The 16,168-nt window shown below is 59.4% G+C and carries 14 protein-coding genes; 7 read left to right on the top strand and 7 right to left on the bottom strand.

What is annotated here, in order from left to right; genetic code table 11:
• Window positions 1–6: 6 nt before the first annotated feature.
• A complete protein-coding gene (gene iolE / locus HEP89_RS12650; protein WP_168692176.1) occupies window positions 7–903 on the top strand; it encodes a myo-inosose-2 dehydratase in 897 nt (298 codons plus the stop codon).
• Window positions 900–1,703 (top strand): 5-deoxy-glucuronate isomerase, encoded by an 804-nt coding sequence (gene iolB / locus HEP89_RS12645; RefSeq protein WP_077291827.1) that lies wholly within the window; start codon window positions 900–902, stop codon window positions 1,701–1,703. The genes iolE and iolB overlap by 4 nt, the downstream gene beginning before the upstream one ends.
• A 238-nt stretch (window positions 1,704–1,941) precedes the next feature.
• Here the strand turns inward: iolB and HEP89_RS12640 are convergent, their stop codons facing one another.
• The 7 genes from HEP89_RS12640 to HEP89_RS12610 form a co-directional block, all read right to left on the bottom strand.
• Window positions 1,942–4,362 (bottom strand): methyl-accepting chemotaxis protein, encoded by a 2,421-nt coding sequence (locus tag HEP89_RS12640; RefSeq protein ID WP_209014663.1) that lies wholly within the window; start codon window positions 4,360–4,362, stop codon window positions 1,942–1,944.
• 247 nt (window positions 4,363–4,609) lie between these two features.
• On the bottom strand, window positions 4,610–5,518 hold the full coding sequence (locus HEP89_RS12635; protein WP_168692174.1) for a sugar kinase: 909 nt from the start codon (window positions 5,516–5,518) through the stop codon (window positions 4,610–4,612).
• Window positions 5,519–5,712: 194 nt separating this feature from the next.
• Window positions 5,713–6,534 carry a carbohydrate ABC transporter permease gene (locus HEP89_RS12630; protein ID WP_168692173.1) on the bottom strand — a complete coding sequence of 274 codons (822 nt, stop codon included), beginning with the start codon at window positions 6,532–6,534 and terminating at the stop codon, window positions 5,713–5,715.
• A complete protein-coding gene (locus HEP89_RS12625; RefSeq protein WP_197923213.1) occupies window positions 6,531–7,421 on the bottom strand; it encodes a sugar ABC transporter permease in 891 nt (296 codons plus the stop codon). Before HEP89_RS12625 ends, HEP89_RS12630 begins: the two co-directional genes overlap by 4 nt.
• Window positions 7,422–7,541: 120 nt before the next feature.
• Window positions 7,542–8,825 carry an ABC transporter substrate-binding protein gene (locus HEP89_RS12620; protein ID WP_168692172.1) on the bottom strand — a complete coding sequence of 428 codons (1,284 nt, stop codon included), beginning with the start codon at window positions 8,823–8,825 and terminating at the stop codon, window positions 7,542–7,544.
• A gap of 67 nt (window positions 8,826–8,892) precedes the next feature.
• Entirely contained in the window at window positions 8,893–9,981 is a 1,089-nt protein-coding gene (locus HEP89_RS12615) for an ABC transporter ATP-binding protein (RefSeq protein ID WP_197923212.1), read from the bottom strand.
• Window positions 9,978–10,784, bottom strand: a complete 807-nt coding sequence (locus HEP89_RS12610) for a DeoR/GlpR family DNA-binding transcription regulator (protein ID WP_023001188.1) — start codon at window positions 10,782–10,784, stop codon at window positions 9,978–9,980. Before HEP89_RS12610 ends, HEP89_RS12615 begins: the two co-directional genes overlap by 4 nt.
• Window positions 10,785–11,240: 456 nt before the next feature.
• Here HEP89_RS12610 and HEP89_RS12605 point away from each other — a divergent pair, with 456 nt between their 5' ends.
• The 5 genes from HEP89_RS12605 to HEP89_RS12585 all read left to right on the top strand — a co-directional run bounded on the left by HEP89_RS12605 (window position 11,241) and on the right by HEP89_RS12585 (window position 15,927).
• Complete coding sequence (locus HEP89_RS12605) at window positions 11,241–12,743, top strand: alkaline phosphatase (protein WP_168692171.1); 1,503 nt, start codon at window positions 11,241–11,243, stop codon at window positions 12,741–12,743.
• Between the two features lie 130 nt (window positions 12,744–12,873).
• Entirely contained in the window at window positions 12,874–13,332 is a 459-nt protein-coding gene (locus tag HEP89_RS12600; RefSeq protein WP_209014652.1) for a hypothetical protein, read from the top strand.
• 9 nt (window positions 13,333–13,341) lie between these two features.
• Window positions 13,342–14,022 (top strand): ATP-binding cassette domain-containing protein, encoded by a 681-nt coding sequence (locus tag HEP89_RS12595; protein WP_168692170.1) that lies wholly within the window; start codon window positions 13,342–13,344, stop codon window positions 14,020–14,022.
• Window positions 14,015–15,337: an ABC transporter permease gene (locus HEP89_RS12590; RefSeq protein ID WP_209014650.1), complete on the top strand. Its 1,323-nt coding sequence runs from the start codon at window positions 14,015–14,017 to the stop codon at window positions 15,335–15,337. Before HEP89_RS12595 ends, HEP89_RS12590 begins: the two co-directional genes overlap by 8 nt.
• Window positions 15,338–15,363: 26 nt before the next feature.
• Window positions 15,364–15,927, top strand: a complete 564-nt coding sequence (locus tag HEP89_RS12585) for a copper chaperone PCu(A)C (RefSeq protein WP_168692169.1) — start codon at window positions 15,364–15,366, stop codon at window positions 15,925–15,927.
• The last annotated feature ends 241 nt before the right edge of the window (window positions 15,928–16,168 follow it).

Below are 16,168 nucleotides of genomic sequence, written 5' to 3'. Positions count from 1 at the left end.
ACAGCCATGATCCTTTACGGCACCAACCCGATCGCCTGGGCCAATGATGACGACCAGACCCTTGGCGCACATATTCCGACCGAGCAGATCCTGTCGGAAGCTTCCGAAATCGGCTTCGACGGTATCGAGAACGGCCACCGCTGGCCCAACGATCCGGAAGAGCTGAAACAGCTTCTGGGCGGCCATGGGCTCAAGTTCATTTCCGGCTGGTACTCGCTCAACCTGCTTGCCCAGTCGGTCGAGGACGAAAAGAAGGCGATCCAGCCGCATCTGGACAAGCTGAAGCACAATGGCTGCAAGGTCTGCATTGCCTGCGAGACCTCCAACACCATTCAGGGCTCTCAGGTCGACATCAACACCAGCCCCGTTCTGACCGCAGAAGAAATGAAAACCTTCGGCGCCAAAATCGAGGAACTTGCCGCCTTCTGTGCAAGCCAGGGCATCGACCTTGTCTACCACCACCACATGGGCACTGTGGTCGAGACACCGGCGGAAATCGACGCCTTCATGGATGCCACCGGCCCGGCGACCAAGTTGCTGTTCGATGCCGGTCATTGCTATTTCGGCAGCAATGGTCAGGATCCGGCGCCGGTTCTGGAAAAACACGCTGCCCGCGTGAAGCATTTCCATGCCAAGAACGTTCGGCCTGCCGTGATGAAGAATATCCGCGAAGACAAGAAGTCCTTCATGGACGGCGTCCGTGCCGGCGTCTTCACCGTACCGGGTGACGAGGAAGGCGGCGTTGATTTCAAACCTCTTCTAAAGATCCTGAAGGACACCGGCTACGAAGGCTGGATCGTTATCGAGGCAGAGCAGGACCCGGAAGTCCGCAATCCGTTCCAGTATCAGAGCCTCGGCCTCAAGACCCTCAAGCAACTCGCAAAGGAAGTGGATTTGACATGAGCCATCTTCTCGTCAAACCGTCCGGCACCTCCGGCAAGGTGCACGACATCACGCCTGAAAGCGCCAGGTGGGGCTATGTCGGCTTCGGCCTGTATCACCTGGAAGCGGGACAGTCTGCATCGGAAGAAACCGGTGACAAGGAAGTCATCCTTGTCCTCGTGGAAGGCAAGGCGTCAATTTCCGCTGGAGATGAAAGCTTTGGTGAGCTGGGCGACCGGATGAGCGTGTTCGAGCGCAAGAAGCCGCATTGCGTCTATGTGCCCAACGGCAGCAGCTGGTCCGCAACGGCGACAACCGACTGCGTCCTGGCGGTCTGCACTGCCCCCGGCAAGGGCAACTACAAGGCCCGTGTGATCACGGACATCGGCCAGGTGGAACGCGGCAAGGGTGCGAACACCCGCTATATCCACCCGATTGCGATGGAAGAAAGCGATATCGCCGACAGCCTGCTAGTGACGGAAGTGTTCACACCCCAGGGCAATTGGTCGTCCTACCCGCCGCACCGGCACGACGAAGACAACTTTCCGGACATGACCTATCTGGAAGAGACCTACTACCACCGTCTGAACCCGAAACAGGGTTTCGGGTTCCAGCGCGTTTTCACCGAGGACAGCGAGCTGGACGAGACAATGGCTGTTGCCGATGGCGACGTGGTGCTGGTCCCCAAGGGCCATCACCCCTGCGGCGCGCCCTACGGCTACGAGATGTATTATCTGAACGTCATGGCCGGCCCGATGCGCAAGTGGCGCTTCCAGAACCATCCGGATCACGACTGGATTGCCCAACGGGACGCTGGGTAGGCTCAAGCAACTGAGACTGAGCAAGTAGCCCATCCTTCAAGACGGGCTTTGGCCCTCCTCAGGATTAGGATCGTGCATGATGAGGACAGGGAAAAGGCGCCAGCGGCACTGTTCCTTTCCCCCTCATCCGTCATCCCGGACGCAGCGAAGCGAAGATCCGGGATCGGTGAGCCAAGGGCTTTCGTCAACAAAAAAAGGGCGCCGACAGGCGCCCTTTTCGTTTCCTGAGATTGCCATCTTATGCGGCGATGAGAATGTGGCTTTCTGCTAGCTGTTCGGCGAATTCCACGCCGCAGCCTGCTCCTGTCTGGCGCACGACCTTGCCTTGCAGCACGGTGCCATCCAGGAATTCCAGCGTCATCCGTTCGCCGATCGGCAGATCGGTCATATCCAGGATCTGCGCACCGGTGACACTGACGTCGATCAGCTGCGCGGTGCGCTTGCGACCGTCCGCGAACGTGATGGCAACATCCTCGGAAATCGCCTTGCGCACCGAACGTCTCCGGTCCTCTACGTCCTTCGTGACGTCCGCCAGGAACTTCTCGACCTCGCGGGCAAGGCTGTCGCTTGCCTCCGAAACCAGGTCGGACGCAGTGTTGACTGATCCGGCTTCAGTCGACGTTTGTTCAACTGCACCGGAAACAGACGACATGCTGCTGGCAGCATTGCCTGTACTGTCACTGGCCGAACGGGCCGAGCGCGCGATTTCCTGGTTTGCCGCCCGCTGTTCCTCGATAGCCCCTGCCACGGAACTGGTCAGGTTCTTGATGTCGGACACCTTCTCGGCAATGTGCTCGATGGCACCCGCTGCATCGCGAACCGAGGACTGGATGCCTGAAATCCGACCGGAAATCTCGTCCGTCGCCTTGGAAGTCTGCTCTGCAAGCTGTTTGACTTCCGACGCCACGACCGCAAAACCGCGACCGGCTTCCCCCGCACGGGCTGCCTCAATGGTGGCATTGAGCGCCAGAAGATTGGTCTGCTCGGCGATATCGCGAATGAGATTGACCACGCTGCCGATATGCTCGGCGGCTTCCGACAGCGTCTGAACGTTGCGGTTGGTCTGTTCCGCCGCTTCCACGGTCTCCAGAACGATGCGGGTGGTGGCTTCGGTCTGGTTGGCGATTTCCTGAACCGTGGCCGTCATTTCTTCTGTTGCGGCGGCAACGGCGGCGACGTTTTCAGAAGCACTGATGGAGGCGTGACCTGCCTGATCGGATTCAGACTTCGCATTTGATGCCAGGTCTTCCAGCGTTGTGGCAGCATCGCGCATCCGTTCCATCTGGTCGGACACGGTTGCCAGGCGATCAGTCATGATCGACTTGAAGTCCGCGATCACCCCTTCCAGGAAAGCCTGGCGCTGGCGTTCCCTGTCACGTTCGTTGCGGGCCTGGTCTTCAAGATGACGGCGCTGAATGGCGTTTTCCTTGAAAATCGCCACAGCCTTGAACATGTCGCCGATCTCGTCGCCCCGCTCGGAACCGTCCGTATCTACGCGTGTGTCCCCATCGGCAAGCCGGTTCATGGCGGAGACCACCATGTTGATCGGCTTTGTTACGGAGCGCGCTGCAAAGAAGCCAAGGGCAGCGGCAATCGCAAGCAAGGCGAGCCCGGCGAGGACCATCCGGTTGCGCATATCTGTCAGCGGGGTAACGGCTTCTGCATAAGGTTGCATGGCGACGATGGCGAAGTTCTTGCCCTGGTAGGTGAATTTCTCGGCTTCAACGTCCATCAGCTTGTCGCCGAAATAGGTATTCATGCCGAAGGCGCTGCCTTCCGCGAAGGCCTTGTCGATGACGGGCCCACTCAGTTCCGTAGCCAGAATATCGTTCTTGTCGGCAGTGAGCGGCGTATCGTTGCGCATCATGCGATCTTCGCCGATCAAAGCCAATTCACCGGTTTCTCCAAGCCCGAGACCACTGCTCATGAGAGAATTGATCTTGTCGATCGGCATCTGGAAGGCCAGAACACCAACCGTTTCACCGTTCGCGTGAATCGGGTGCGCCATGAAGCTGGCAGGGGCGTCGAAGCTCGGTTTATAGGCGGCAAAATCCTCAAAGGCGACTTCGTCCTCTGCGGTGATCGCCATCGCCTTGCGGTAGACTTCGCCGAGGTCGGTATCCGCCCACTGGCCACCACCCTTTTCGAAATTCGTGGCGTAATCCAGTTCCTTGAAAACCGTGTAGACGAGGTTGCCCTTGGCGTCGAACAGGAACACGTCGTAATAACCCTGGTCCTGCTGCAGTTTTCGGAACCAGGGGTGATATTTGGCGTGCACCTCGTCGTAAGCCGACCCGGTCTCGGCCCGGTCGAGCTTGTGTTTCTCGCCGGTCGGATGCGGGTTGCCGGTGATATACGCAGCTTGCAGTTCTTCCTGCGGATTGCCGCCGGACATTTTCCAGAAATCCCAAACAGAGGCGAAATCCTGGACAGCGGCTGCTGTGCCAGGGTGCTCAGCCGTCAGAATGAGCTCGCGTTCGATCGCCTGCAGATAGGCGACTGTTTCCTTTTCGCCAGTCTCGGCAGCCGTCTGAAGGCGTTCCTTCGTCAGTTCTTTCACGATCACAGAAGACGTGAGGTAGCTTTCTACACCGACACCGATGCCAACCACCGCAGCGGCGCCCAAAACCAGCGCCGGAATCTTTTTCGACAAACGCATGCCTGAGAACATTCGTGCCCCCCTCAGATGGCCCATTCAGCCAACGATCAAAACCGAACGTAGGGTAAGGACAAGGAGCGAACGAAAGCTTAATTTCATCGCATAAAGTTATTTTCAGGCAAATATTGGCGAAAGAATTCGGAACAGCTTCCAAATCATACTGTTAATATTCGCAATATATTCTCTTTTGGGTTGAACGCCTTTTCTTGAAGCAATCAATCACCAGCCGAATCATACGCACTTACCCTCAGGCAGCTTCGAGGCAGGCAACGAGGGCACCACGGTGCTGGATCACCTTGCCGGCGAGACGTGCACCGGCATCAACGCTTGCCGGGACGTCGCCCCCTGAAAGATACTTCGCCAGAAACGCGGCATTGAAGCTGTCGCCGGCTGCAGTCGTATCGACAATGCTGGAAACCGGCGCTGGCTGGAAAGCCTGCCGGGAAACGGCATCCGCGCAGATCACCTCTTCCGGCCCGTTCTTGACCACGACCATGCCTGCCCCTGCTGCCAGATAGCGGTCGGCGCTGACGTCTGGCGTTGCATCACCGAAATGGGCCAGCTCGTCCTCGAAGGACGGCATCAGGAAATCACAGCAGCCGGCAGCTTCCGTAACACTTGCCCGCATGGTGTCCGCATCTTCCCAAAGACGCGGACGCAGGTTCGGGTCGAACGCCGTTTTGGCACCGGCTTTTCGCGCGGTTCTGAGTGCGTCCAGAAATTTTACCCGGTCTTCCGATGGAAGGATCGCAAGGGTAATCCCGCTGAAATAGATCAACCCCGCACCACTAAGCGCAGATGCAAGATGTGTCCCGTCCGCGGCAAGACACCGGGCTGCCGATTGCGAACGCCAGTATGCGAAGCTGCGTTCGCCGTCCTTCAGCTGGATCATGTAGAGGCCGACGGTCCGGTCGTCCCGCTTCTGGATGGCAGCCGTCTCCAGGTCGGATTCTTTCAGGAAAGAAAGCATCTGCTCCGACACCTGATCGCGGCCAACCGCAGTGTAATAGCCGACGGTCCAGTCGGCAGGCAGGCATTTGCGCGCATACCAGGCGGTGTTGAGCGTATCGCCGGCAAACCCCATGGCATAGGTGCCCTCACCCGTTGGTGCCATCTCGACCATACATTCGCCAATGGCAAGGAATTTGAGTGACACGGCGGGGCTCCTCGATGCTCGGGGATCAGAAAAACTTAAGGCGAAAACCCCGCAGAAAACCGGGATTTAAATCCATTAGCATAAAAGTCCATGCCTTAAAAAGTGGCACAAAGGTCTATGCCCGTTGCCAAAGCGGTTTGGCCGTCCGGACGATGGTCATTCATCCCCGGTTTCTGCTGTTTCTCGGATTAATTTTATTTGATGCCGGCGCGCATGAAGCTTTGGACAAACTGCCTCTGGAACAGCAGAAAGGCGATCAGCAGCGGCCCGGAGGTCATCAACGTCGCGGCATTGATGACCGACCATTCCACCCCGCTGTCGATGGCCGAGAAGATGCTGAGACCGACGGTAACCGGGCGGGTGTCCACCGAGTTGGTCACGATCAGCGGCCACAGGAAATTGTTCCAGTGGTGACTGACGGAAACGAGGCCATAGGCAAGATAGGTCGGCTTTGCGAGCGGAATATAGACCCGCCACAACACGCCCAGAACCGAAGCACCCTCGATGCGCGCTGCCTCGTCCAGTTCCTTCGGGATGGTCATGAAGGTTTGCCGCAGCAGGAAGATGCCAAAGCCGGACGCGATGTAGGGCAGCGCGATGGCGGGGATGGTGTCCACCAGATTGAGCATGCGCATGGTCTGATAGTTTTCCACCATCAGGATGTCCGGCATCACCAGAAGCTGCAGCAAGACAAGCGTAAAGAGGACATTGCGCCCGGGAAACTGGAACCGGGCGAAGGCAAAGGCGGCTAGCGTGCCGAGGAAAAACTGCCCGGCAAGGATCATCGACACCAGCAGGAAGGTGTTCAGGAAATAACGGGCGAAGGGCGCCGCATCCCAGGCCTTTACGAAATTGTCGAGTGTCAGCGGTGCAAGAAGCTCGAACCGTGCCTCGTAGGCCTCCGGATGAAAAGCGGTCCAGATGGCATAGGCCAGCGGCAGCACCCACAACAGTGCCAATGCCCAGGCAGCGAAGGTGTTGAGCACCCTGTCGAAGGAAAAGCCGGCGCCGGTCATTTGTAATGCACCTTGCGGTCGAAGAAGAAGAACTGGCCGATGGCAAGCAGCGACAGAAGCACCAGAAGAGCGACGGTGAGCGTTGCGCCATAGGCGGTTTCCCAGAAGCGGAAGGCGACCTCGTAGATGTAGAACAGCAGCAGTGCCGAAGCGTTGTCCGGCCCTCCGTCCGTCAAAATGAAGATATGGTCCACCAGGCGGAAGGAATTGATGACCGCGTTGACACAGACGAACAGGGTCGTCGGCATCAGAAGTGGAAAGGTGATCCGCCAGAAGATCGTCCAGCGCCCGGCGCCTTCGATCTGCGCGGCCTCCTTCAGCGTGACCGGAATTGCCTGCAACGCCGCAAGATAAAAGATCATGAAGAAGCCGGCTTCCTTCCAGACGGTGACCACGATGATGGCGTTGAGCGCGGTGTCCGGGTTGCCGAGATAGTTGCTGGCAGGCCAGCCAAACAGGGTTCCGGTGATCTGGTCGACCAGGCCGAAGCCGGGCGTGTAGAAAAACATCCAGATGTTGGCGACGGCGATCAGAGGCAGAACGGTCGGCGTGAAATAGGCCATGCGCACGAAGCTTCGGCCAACCAGCCTGTCGTTGACCCAGAGCGCCATGACGATCGCCAGACCAACGGAGACCGGAATGGTGCCAAAGGCGAACCAGACGTTGTTCCAGAGTACTTTCCAGAACACCGGGTCATCCAGCATGCGCTCATAATTGGATAGGCCGATGAACTTGGCCGGGCGGCGTCCGCGCGGGGTGGAAAAGAAGCTGTTCAGGAACGTCGTGACCGCGGGGATGTGGGTAAAGGCAAACAGGAACACCATTGCCGGCAGCAACAGCAGCCAGCCGTGGATCCAGTCGCGTTTCAAGGCAATGCCCCGCTTCATGGTCTAGGCCCCGATAAGGAGAAAAACCCGACCTAAAGCAAATTGCGGTTAGGACGGCGAAAGGTCTGGAGAACGGGACGGAACACCGGAGTGGGACCCGGTGCTCCGCCCCGAATGGCGTTAGCGGTATTCGCTCAGGATCTCGTCAGCCTGTGCCTGAGCTTCCTTCAGAGCCGTTTCGGCATCCTTCTGGCCGGTGATGGCAGCAGCAAGCGCATCGTTGAAGATGCCGGTCACGCGCTGGTTCTGGTAGGTCGCCAGTTCAGCCTTGGCGAAGTTCAGCTGGTCGCGGGCAACCAGGACAGCCGGGAAATCAGCCGCATAGGCTTTCATCGTGTCGGTTTCCCAGGTTTCGGCGCGTGGAGCGACGTAGCCTGTTGCGATGGTCCACTTCGCGGACTGTTCCGGAGCCGTGATCCACTGAACGAACTTGACGGCAGCCTTGTTCTGTTCGTCGGAAGCCCCCTTGAACAGGTAGAAGTTGCCACCGCCGGTCGGTGCGCCGCGCTGTGCCTTTTCCGGCAGCATGGCAACGCCGAACTTGAACGGGGCATTGTCACGAACGTTGGTGAGGTTGCCGGTGGAGGTCCACATCATGGCCGTCTGGCCTTCGAAAAAGGCTTTCGGCGTTGCGCCCCACTCGATGATGCCCGGAGCCATCACTTCGTGCTTGGTGCTGAGATCGACAAGATACTGCAGCGCCTCGACCACCTTGGGATCGTCGAAGTTGGTCTTGTTGCCGTCGGCATTGGCCAGGATCGCGCCGTTTTCGATGGCAAGGCCCTGGAACAGCCAGTACGGGAAACCGGAAGACGGAATACGCACGCCCCACTGGGTGACATTGCCGTTGTTGTCTTTCTTCGTCAGCTTCTTGCCGAATTCGACCATTTCGTCCCAGGTTGCCGGAGCGACCTCCGGGTCAAGCCCGGCCGCTTCGAAGGCTTCCTTGTTCCAGTAGAGCACCGGCGTGGAGCGCTGGAACGGAATGCCGTAGGTCTTGCCGCCGGTCTGGCTGTTTTCCATGAATGCCGGATAAAAACCTTCGACCCATTTCTTGTCTTCGTCGCTGGTCAGATAGTCGTCGAAGGGCTGGATCAGATCCTCATCGATCAGGGTGAACATGTCGGCAGACAGGATCACCGAAAGCTGGGGCGGGTTGCCGCCGCGCGAAGCGGTGATCGCCTTGGCGACGGTGTCCTGGTAGGAGCCGGCATAAACGGCGTCGATTGTAACGTCCGGGTTCTGCGCAACATAGGCGTCGGTCAGTTCCTGGATGGTGTCAGCAGCCTTGCCGCCAACGGCGACCGGAAAATAGAATTGCAAATCAACAGCCTGAGCGGAGGCCCAGGTGCTGAAGGAAAGCGCCGTTGCCGCAACGGCTTTCAGGAAAGTGGACTTCAACATCAGTTTACTTCCTAAGGTTCGAAAATCCGCAGGTCTGCGGTCGGTCTACGCGGGCGTGCGCAGCAGGTCAGGAGCGCAACAAGGCTCCGAACTCGGAAATGAGATCGTCCCGGCGGCGGCCGGTATCGGCGTCGAAAACATGAAGATCGTCCGGCGAAAAGCCGAGCTGCACGGATTGGCCGGGCGTGAAGGCCCGGCTGGCCGGAAGGCGCACCTGAAAACCGGTGCCGGCAACTTCGCAATCGGCCAGCACATCCGCCCCCAGATACTCGACGGCACGAACAGACGCGTTGACCGGGCCGCCGTCTTCCAGATGCATTGCCTCCGGGCGCAGGCCGAGCTTGAAGTCCGGCGCGGTGCACAGCTTCCTGAAGGCATTGGCCGGAAAGAGGTTCATTGGCGGCGTACCGATGAAACGGGCGGCAAACGGCGTTGCCGGTTTTTCGTAAAGATCCCGCGGGCTCGCCACCTGCTCCAGCCGGCCACCGTTCAAAAGCACCACCTGATCGGCCATGGTGATGGCCTCGACCTGATCATGCGTGACATAGACCATCGTGAAGCCGAGCTGCTGCTGCAGCGCGCGGATCTCCACCCGCATTTCATGGCGCAGCTTGGCGTCGAGATTGGACAGCGGCTCATCCATCAGGCAGATCGGCTTTTCGCCGATGATTGCCCGCCCAAGGGCGACACGCTGCTGCTGACCACCCGAAAGCTGACCCGGCTTGCGCTCCAGCAACTGGCCAAGGCCCAGCAGATCGGCAACCCGTGCAAGACGCCGGTCCCGCTCGGCCCTGCCGACCCGGCGAACCTTCAGGCCGAAAATGATGTTCTCGCCAACGTTCAGATGCGGAAACAGCGCATAGGACTGGAACACCATGGCAAGGTCACGCTTGGCCGACGGACGGCCGGTGACATCCTCTCCGCCGATCAGGATGCGTCCGCTGCTGACATTCTCGAGACCCGCAATCATGCGCAATGTCGTTGACTTGCCACAGCCGGACGGACCCAGAAGTGCCGTGAAGGAGCCTGCCGGAATATCGATCGACAGGCCATCGACGGCCACCGTCTCACCCCAGGTACGCGACACCGTTTCAAGGACGATCGGCTTGCCGGCGCCAGAGGGTTTTGCACCCTGGATATGCGGATCTGATGTCACGCCTCATCCCCGTCGTCGGCCACGAACACTTCCGTTTTCGTGCCTTCCAGCGATGCCAGGAAAACATCCGGCACCGGGCAATCGGTGAAGATCGCATCGACATCGCTGAGTTGACCGCCGCGCACATGGGCGTTCCGGCCGAACTTGCTGTGATCGAGGACCAGATAGGACCGGCGGCAATTGGCGAGTATCGACTGGCGGGCCGCCACTTCGTCCTCATGGAAATCCAGCAGCGTGCCGTCTTCATCGACACCGGCAACACCAAAAATGCCGATATCGACCTTGTAGTTGGAGAAGAACGCCTGCGCTGCGGACCCCAGCACGTCGCGGTCGCCATGACGCAACCGCCCGCCGGTGATAGTCACCTGAAACGACGGATTGACCGAAGCCGTGAAGGCCACGTTCAGATTGTTCGTGAAAACCGCCAGTTTCTCATGCCCAACCAGGGCCTGCATCACGATCTCCGGGGTGGTGCCGATGGAAAACGCGATCGACTGGTTGTTGCCGACATGGCCGGCCACCAGTTTCGCAATCAGCTGTTTTTCCGGAAGATTGAGGATCTGCCGGGTGGAATAATGGATGTTGGACGCCGGTGCCGGAGGCTCGACGCCGCCGTGGGTCCGGCGCAGGATCCCCAGTTCGCATAGACCGTTGACGTCCCTGCGAATTGTCTGCGTGGTCACCTCGAACCGGTCCGCCAGTTCCTCGACGGACGCAAATCCTGCCTTTTGTACCAGATCCGCGATTTCGGCCTGACGCTTTGAAATGTCTATTTGCCCAAGCATGTTCTTCTGATCCGCCATCGTCCCCTCTCCTCCTGCTGATGCAGAAGGCCAGTTGCTCCAAAGGCATCATGTTGACTCGAAAAAGCCTGACTTCGAAGCCCGTTAAAACATTTTCATATGAACCTTATTCGACGCTCATATGAAAATGATGTGACAATAGGGGATAGCGGGCAGCCCAGGAACACAGGACGCGACAGCGTCCTCAGATTTCAGGACTCCATTTTTCTATCTGTAATTGCCCGGGCTTTTCACAAGGCTGCCAGGCCGATTACCCGGCCAGGGAACAACCCTGCGGCTCGATGACAAGACGCTACCGAAGAAGAGACAAGACGGCGCAAAAGTAGAAGAGTTGAATTCAATCGTCGAAGTTATGTAATAAAATAACAAATCTGTTTCGTCATCCAACTGTCAATCAGATGTCATGCAGCGTTTTTAAGTAGCTCCCGGGATGCACCCTCACCTCCGGGAGATATCATGAAAACGATCGTTTGCACTTCGCTGGCGCTGGCCCTTACCGGCTCCGTCGTCTTTGCTCAGGACGCCCTGCCGCAAGCCTCCAGCCAGTGGTACAAGGATGGCGAAGCCGCCATTCAGGCCATTTTGGACCGTCAGCCGAACACCAACCGCGCCAAGAACGTGATCCTGCTGATCGCTGATGGCAACGGTGTCGGCACCAACTACGCCACGCGCCTTTTCGACGGTCAGCAGAAAGGCATGCTGGGCGAGGAAAACGTTCTCCCGTACGAAACTCCGGAGTTCTACAGCGCCCTGGTCAAGACCTACAACATCAACGCCCAGACGCCGGACTCCGCTCCGACCGCCGGCTCGATGAACACAGGCGTGAAGCAGCGCTTCAACCTGATCAACCTCGGCGAAGAAGCCATCCATGACGATTGCTCCACCGTCGAAGGCAACCAGCTTGCCCTGTTCTCCGAAATGATGACCGAAGCCGGCAAGTCCGTCGGCGTGGTTTCCACCGCCCGCCTGACCCACGCAACTCCGGCTGCCGTCTACGCCAAAACAGCGAACCGCAACTGGGAAGACGCGGTGCCGGAAGGCTGCACCGCACAGAAGGACATCGCGACCCAGCTGATCGACGCCATGGAAGCCGGCACCGTCGATTTCGCAATGGGCGGCGGTGGCCGTTACTTCCTGCCGAAGGACAAGGAAATGGGTGGGCTGAAAGGCCGCCGCGAAGACAATGTCGACCTGGTTGAGCGTGCAACCGGGCTGGGCGCTCAGTTCGCATCCGACACCGCCGGTTTCCAGTCGCTGAAGCTTGACGGCTCCAGCCCAGTGCTGGCCCTGTTCAACAACAGCCACATGGAATATGAGGCCGACCGCGCCGACAATGACGAGCCGTCCCTGGCCGACATGACCAAAGCAGCCATCGAATATCTGTCCAAGAACGAAGGCGGCTACTACCTGGAAATCGAAGCCGGCCGCGTCGACCACGCCAACCATGACGGCAATGCAGCCCGCGCCATGCGCGACGGTGTCGCCTTTGCAGAAGCCGTTGCCATGGCTGACGAGCTGACCAACGATGAAGACACGCTCATCATCGTCACCGCCGACCACGAACATGCCATCGCCTTCAACGGCTATTGCGGCCGCGGCTCGGCCATCCTCGGCCTTTGCTACGACGTTGCCCAGGTGGGCATCAAGCATTCCGACAAGGTTCTGACCGCGGACGACGGCAAGCCGTACACCGTGATCGGTTACCTGAACGGCTCCGGTTCGGTTCTGAAGAAGGGCGAAGGCGAAAACGACTACACCGGCTCGCGCCCGGACCTGGACCAGGAAACCGCCACCGATCTGGACTACGTCCAGCAGGCGTTGATCCCCAAGTCCTCCGAAACCCATTCGGGTGAAGATGTTGCTGTCTACGCAAAGGGCCCGTGGGCTCATCTGGTCGATGGCACCATCGAGCAGAACGTGATCTTCCACGTCATGAACCACGCTGTGAACGCCCAATAAGCCTTCAGTCAGCGTCCAACAAGCGCTCAGCGGGATCCCTGGTCGAATACCTGCCAGGGATCCTGAAGGCCTGCCGCCCGGCAGGCCTTTGCCTGTTTGTCATATTAGCCGGATAAGTTAGGAGCATGAATTGGCCAGAACCAGGGATGTCATGAACCGCAGACAGCTTATCGTCGGGCTCGGCCTCGCTCCGTTTGCCGGGAATCTGCTGCCGAACACCGCCTGTGCGGCGGACGCCCCCCTCAAGTTGCGCACGCTTTACAACAAGGACCGGAGCTTTTCCGACCTCGCCCATTCACTGGAAGGCACCAGGGTATCGGTCGGTGGCTACATGGCCCCACCCCTGAAGGCCGACAGCCAGTTCTTCGTGCTCACCAAGATTCCGATGGCAGTTTGCCCGTTCTGTGAAACCGAGGCGGAATGGCCGCGGGACATTCTCGCCATCTACACCAAGCGCATTGTCGACGTGGTCGCCTTCAACAGCAAGATCGTGACACGGGGCGTTCTGGAACTGGGAACCTTCAAGGATCCAGAGACCGGGTTCGTCAGCCGGGCAAGACTGGTCGATGCTGTCTATGAACGCAGCTGACAGCTTCTCATGAATCTTGCTCTTCAAGTCGACGATCTCCGCGTCAGGACACCCGGTGGCCGGGTGCTGCTGTCCTGCGATCACTTTGATGCAACACCAGGCGCAACTATCGGCCTGCGTGGCCCGTCAGGTGCCGGGAAATCGACCTTTCTCTACGCGCTCGCCGGACTGCACCCGGCCATGACAGGTCATATCCATTGGGGTGCAACCGATCTGGTGCAGCTGAACGACGCCGCCCGCGCCGCGTTCCGCCGCAGCCATGTCGGGCTGATCTTCCAGGACTTCCTGCTGTTTGAGGAACTGAGCGCCCTTGGCAACGCCTCCCTTGCAACGGCGTTCAACCCGGCTGAAAAACGCCGGTCGATCACCAACACCGCACGGGATTTTCTCAAGAGCCTCAAGGTGCCGGCAGAAGCGCGGACCGTAGACAGTTTTTCCGGAGGTGAACGCCAACGCACTGCGATTGCCCGCGCGCTGGCCCACGATCCCGAGATCATTCTCGCGGACGAACCGACGGCAAGCCTCGACCGCAAGACCGCCGATGCCCTGATCGAAGACCTGATCAGCCTGACCCGCGCGCGGAACAAGACGCTGATCGCCGTCAGCCACGACCAGCATCTGCTGGACCGGATGGATAGGGTCGTCGAAGTGACGGACGGCCATCTGCAGACGGAGACCGCCGGTGCCTGACTTTTTCGCAGACCGCTGGCAGGACCTTTCGCCGCTTGCCCAGGACGCTCTGTGGCTCGTGCTGCTGCTGTTACCCGCCGTGATAACCGGCCTGATCGTGATCTGGGGCTTCCGGCCACAGGCGCTGGTCGGAGCACTGCTCTGGCGCTTCCGCTGGACCAATCTGACCTTCGTTTTCCTGATCGCCATTTCCATCGGCATCGGCGTTGGCCTGATAGCCCAGGAACGCGGCCTCAGAAAGGGAACGGCACGGGCAGCGGAAAAGTTCGATCTGATCGTCGCAGCCCCCGGCAGCGAAATCACCATGATGTTTGCCGCCGTCTATCTGCAACCAAGCGACGTGCCGCTTCTGGGAGGCGAGATCTACAACGAGATTGCCACCCATGACGACGTCGACCTTGCCGCCCCGATTGCCTTCGGCGACAGCTACCTGTCGTCACCTGTTGTCGGCACCACGCCGCAGTTCGTCACGCATCTGGCCGGAAACCTCGCCGAAGGCAAGCTCTTTGCCGGCAGCGGGGAAGCGGTTGCCGGCTCGCGGGTCGACCTGAAGCTTGGCGAGACATTCGAACCCGCGCACGGCATTGGTGACAGCGCGGAAGAAGATGCCCACGCCGGCCACGCGCTCACCATCGTCGGCAGGATGCCGCCCACCGGCAGCCCATGGGACAAGGCCATTCTCGTTCCGGTGGAAAGCGTCTGGGAAGTGCACGGGCTGACCAATGGCCATGGCCCGGAACGACAGACACAGATCGGCCCGCCGTTTGACGCCGATTATTTCCCGGGAACACCGGCGATACTCGTTCATGCCAATGAGCTCTGGGCGAATTACGCCCTGCGGTCCGAGTTTACCCGCGACGACACCATGGCGTTCTTTCCCGGCGCGGTGCTTGCACAACTTCATGCACTCATGGGTGACATCCGTCAGATCATGTCGGTGATGGCGGTGCTGACCCAGGTGCTTGTGACTGCCGGTGTCCTGACGGGGCTGATAGCCCTTGCCCGGTTGTTCTCCAGGCGTCTGGCACTCCTGCGGGCCCTTGGGGCACCGGGACGCTTCGTCTTTGCCGTGGTCTGGTCCTATGCCGCCACCCTGATTGTCCTGGGCTCGGCCGTCGGGCTGGGCGTCGGCTGGATCGCGGTCGATGTCATCTCCTCAATCGTCACCGCCCGAACGGACATTCTGGTGATGGCAACGCTCGACTGGCCGGAGTTTCACCTCATCGCCGGTTTCGTCAGTCTGACGGTGCTGCTCGCGCTTCTGCCCGCCTTCATGGCAATGTCACGTAATATCATTACTGATTTGCGCGCCTGACCTGAAGCCCGAAGGATCTTCCCGATATGCGCGCCCTTGCCGTCCTGTTGCTACTGCTGTTCTGCCTGCCTCACTCTGCTTTGGCGTCCGGCACACATACTGCCTCCGAAACAGGGCATGGCGATGCAGAAGCACACGAAACGCATGACGAAGCCGAACATCATCACGATGAGGATGAAGGCAGCCACGAAGGCGCGTCTGAAGGCGTGCGTGCTGTCCACGCCTGGATCCGCGAGACTTCGGCCAACTCCGCGCTGCTTTTCGTCAACATCGAGAACACCTCCGGACGGCAGGTAAAGCTGGTTGGCGGTCACACCGAGATCGCCTCGAAGGTCGAACTGGTCGGCTTTGCCCTGAAGGACGGTGAAACCGGCTACGATCCCCTGCCGCCCGTTCCGATCCAACCGGGCAAGTCCCTCGTCCTTGCTCCCAACGCCCTGGCCCTGCGCCTCGGCGGCCTTACCCGCCCTTTCCGGGAAGGAGAGGAGTTCGAAATCGAGATCGAATTCGATTTCGGCCATATCGAGATGGAGGCCCAGGTCGAATCCATCAATGCAACCCGGCACAGCCACGCCGGGCATCAGCATTAGATCTGCCGGGATAAGAGACAGGGATTAAGTGGGGTTGGTATCCCAAGCTTCAGTCGATGAATACCCCCACCCCTACCCCTCCCCACAACGGGGAGGGGGTCAGTCCGTGCAGATTGAAAAGATCTCACTTGTCTGCCCGAATACCTGAAAAGGGATAGCGGGTTTCAGCGCACCTACATAGTGGCGCGGTAAAGCATTAGTCCCCCTCCCCCTTGTGGGGAGGGGTTAGGGGTGGGGGTCA

Origin of the sequence: Labrenzia sp. 5N (assembly GCF_012395805.1) — a bacterium.
Taxonomy (GTDB): domain Bacteria; phylum Pseudomonadota; class Alphaproteobacteria; order Rhizobiales; family Stappiaceae; genus Roseibium; species Roseibium algicola.
Note: the sequence above shows the minus strand (reverse complement) of the source record. Positions and strands in the feature narration are given on the sequence as shown.

Coding starts and splice junctions, on each gene's coding strand:
- iolE (WP_168692176.1), top strand. CDS start 7: ATGATCCTTTACGGCACCAACCCGATCGCCTGGGCCAATGATGACGAC.
- iolB (WP_077291827.1), top strand. CDS start 900: ATGAGCCATCTTCTCGTCAAACCGTCCGGCACCTCCGGCAAGGTGCAC.
- HEP89_RS12640 (WP_209014663.1), bottom strand. CDS start 4,362: ATGCGTTTGTCGAAAAAGATTCCGGCGCTGGTTTTGGGCGCCGCTGCG.
- HEP89_RS12630 (WP_168692173.1), bottom strand. CDS start 6,534: ATGACCGGCGCCGGCTTTTCCTTCGACAGGGTGCTCAACACCTTCGCT.
- HEP89_RS12625 (WP_197923213.1), bottom strand. CDS start 7,421: ATGAAGCGGGGCATTGCCTTGAAACGCGACTGGATCCACGGCTGGCTG.
- HEP89_RS12620 (WP_168692172.1), bottom strand. CDS start 8,825: ATGTTGAAGTCCACTTTCCTGAAAGCCGTTGCGGCAACGGCGCTTTCC.
- HEP89_RS12610 (WP_023001188.1), bottom strand. CDS start 10,784: ATGGCGGATCAGAAGAACATGCTTGGGCAAATAGACATTTCAAAGCGT.
- HEP89_RS12605 (WP_168692171.1), top strand. CDS start 11,241: ATGAAAACGATCGTTTGCACTTCGCTGGCGCTGGCCCTTACCGGCTCC.
- HEP89_RS12595 (WP_168692170.1), top strand. CDS start 13,342: ATGAATCTTGCTCTTCAAGTCGACGATCTCCGCGTCAGGACACCCGGT.
- HEP89_RS12585 (WP_168692169.1), top strand. CDS start 15,364: ATGCGCGCCCTTGCCGTCCTGTTGCTACTGCTGTTCTGCCTGCCTCAC.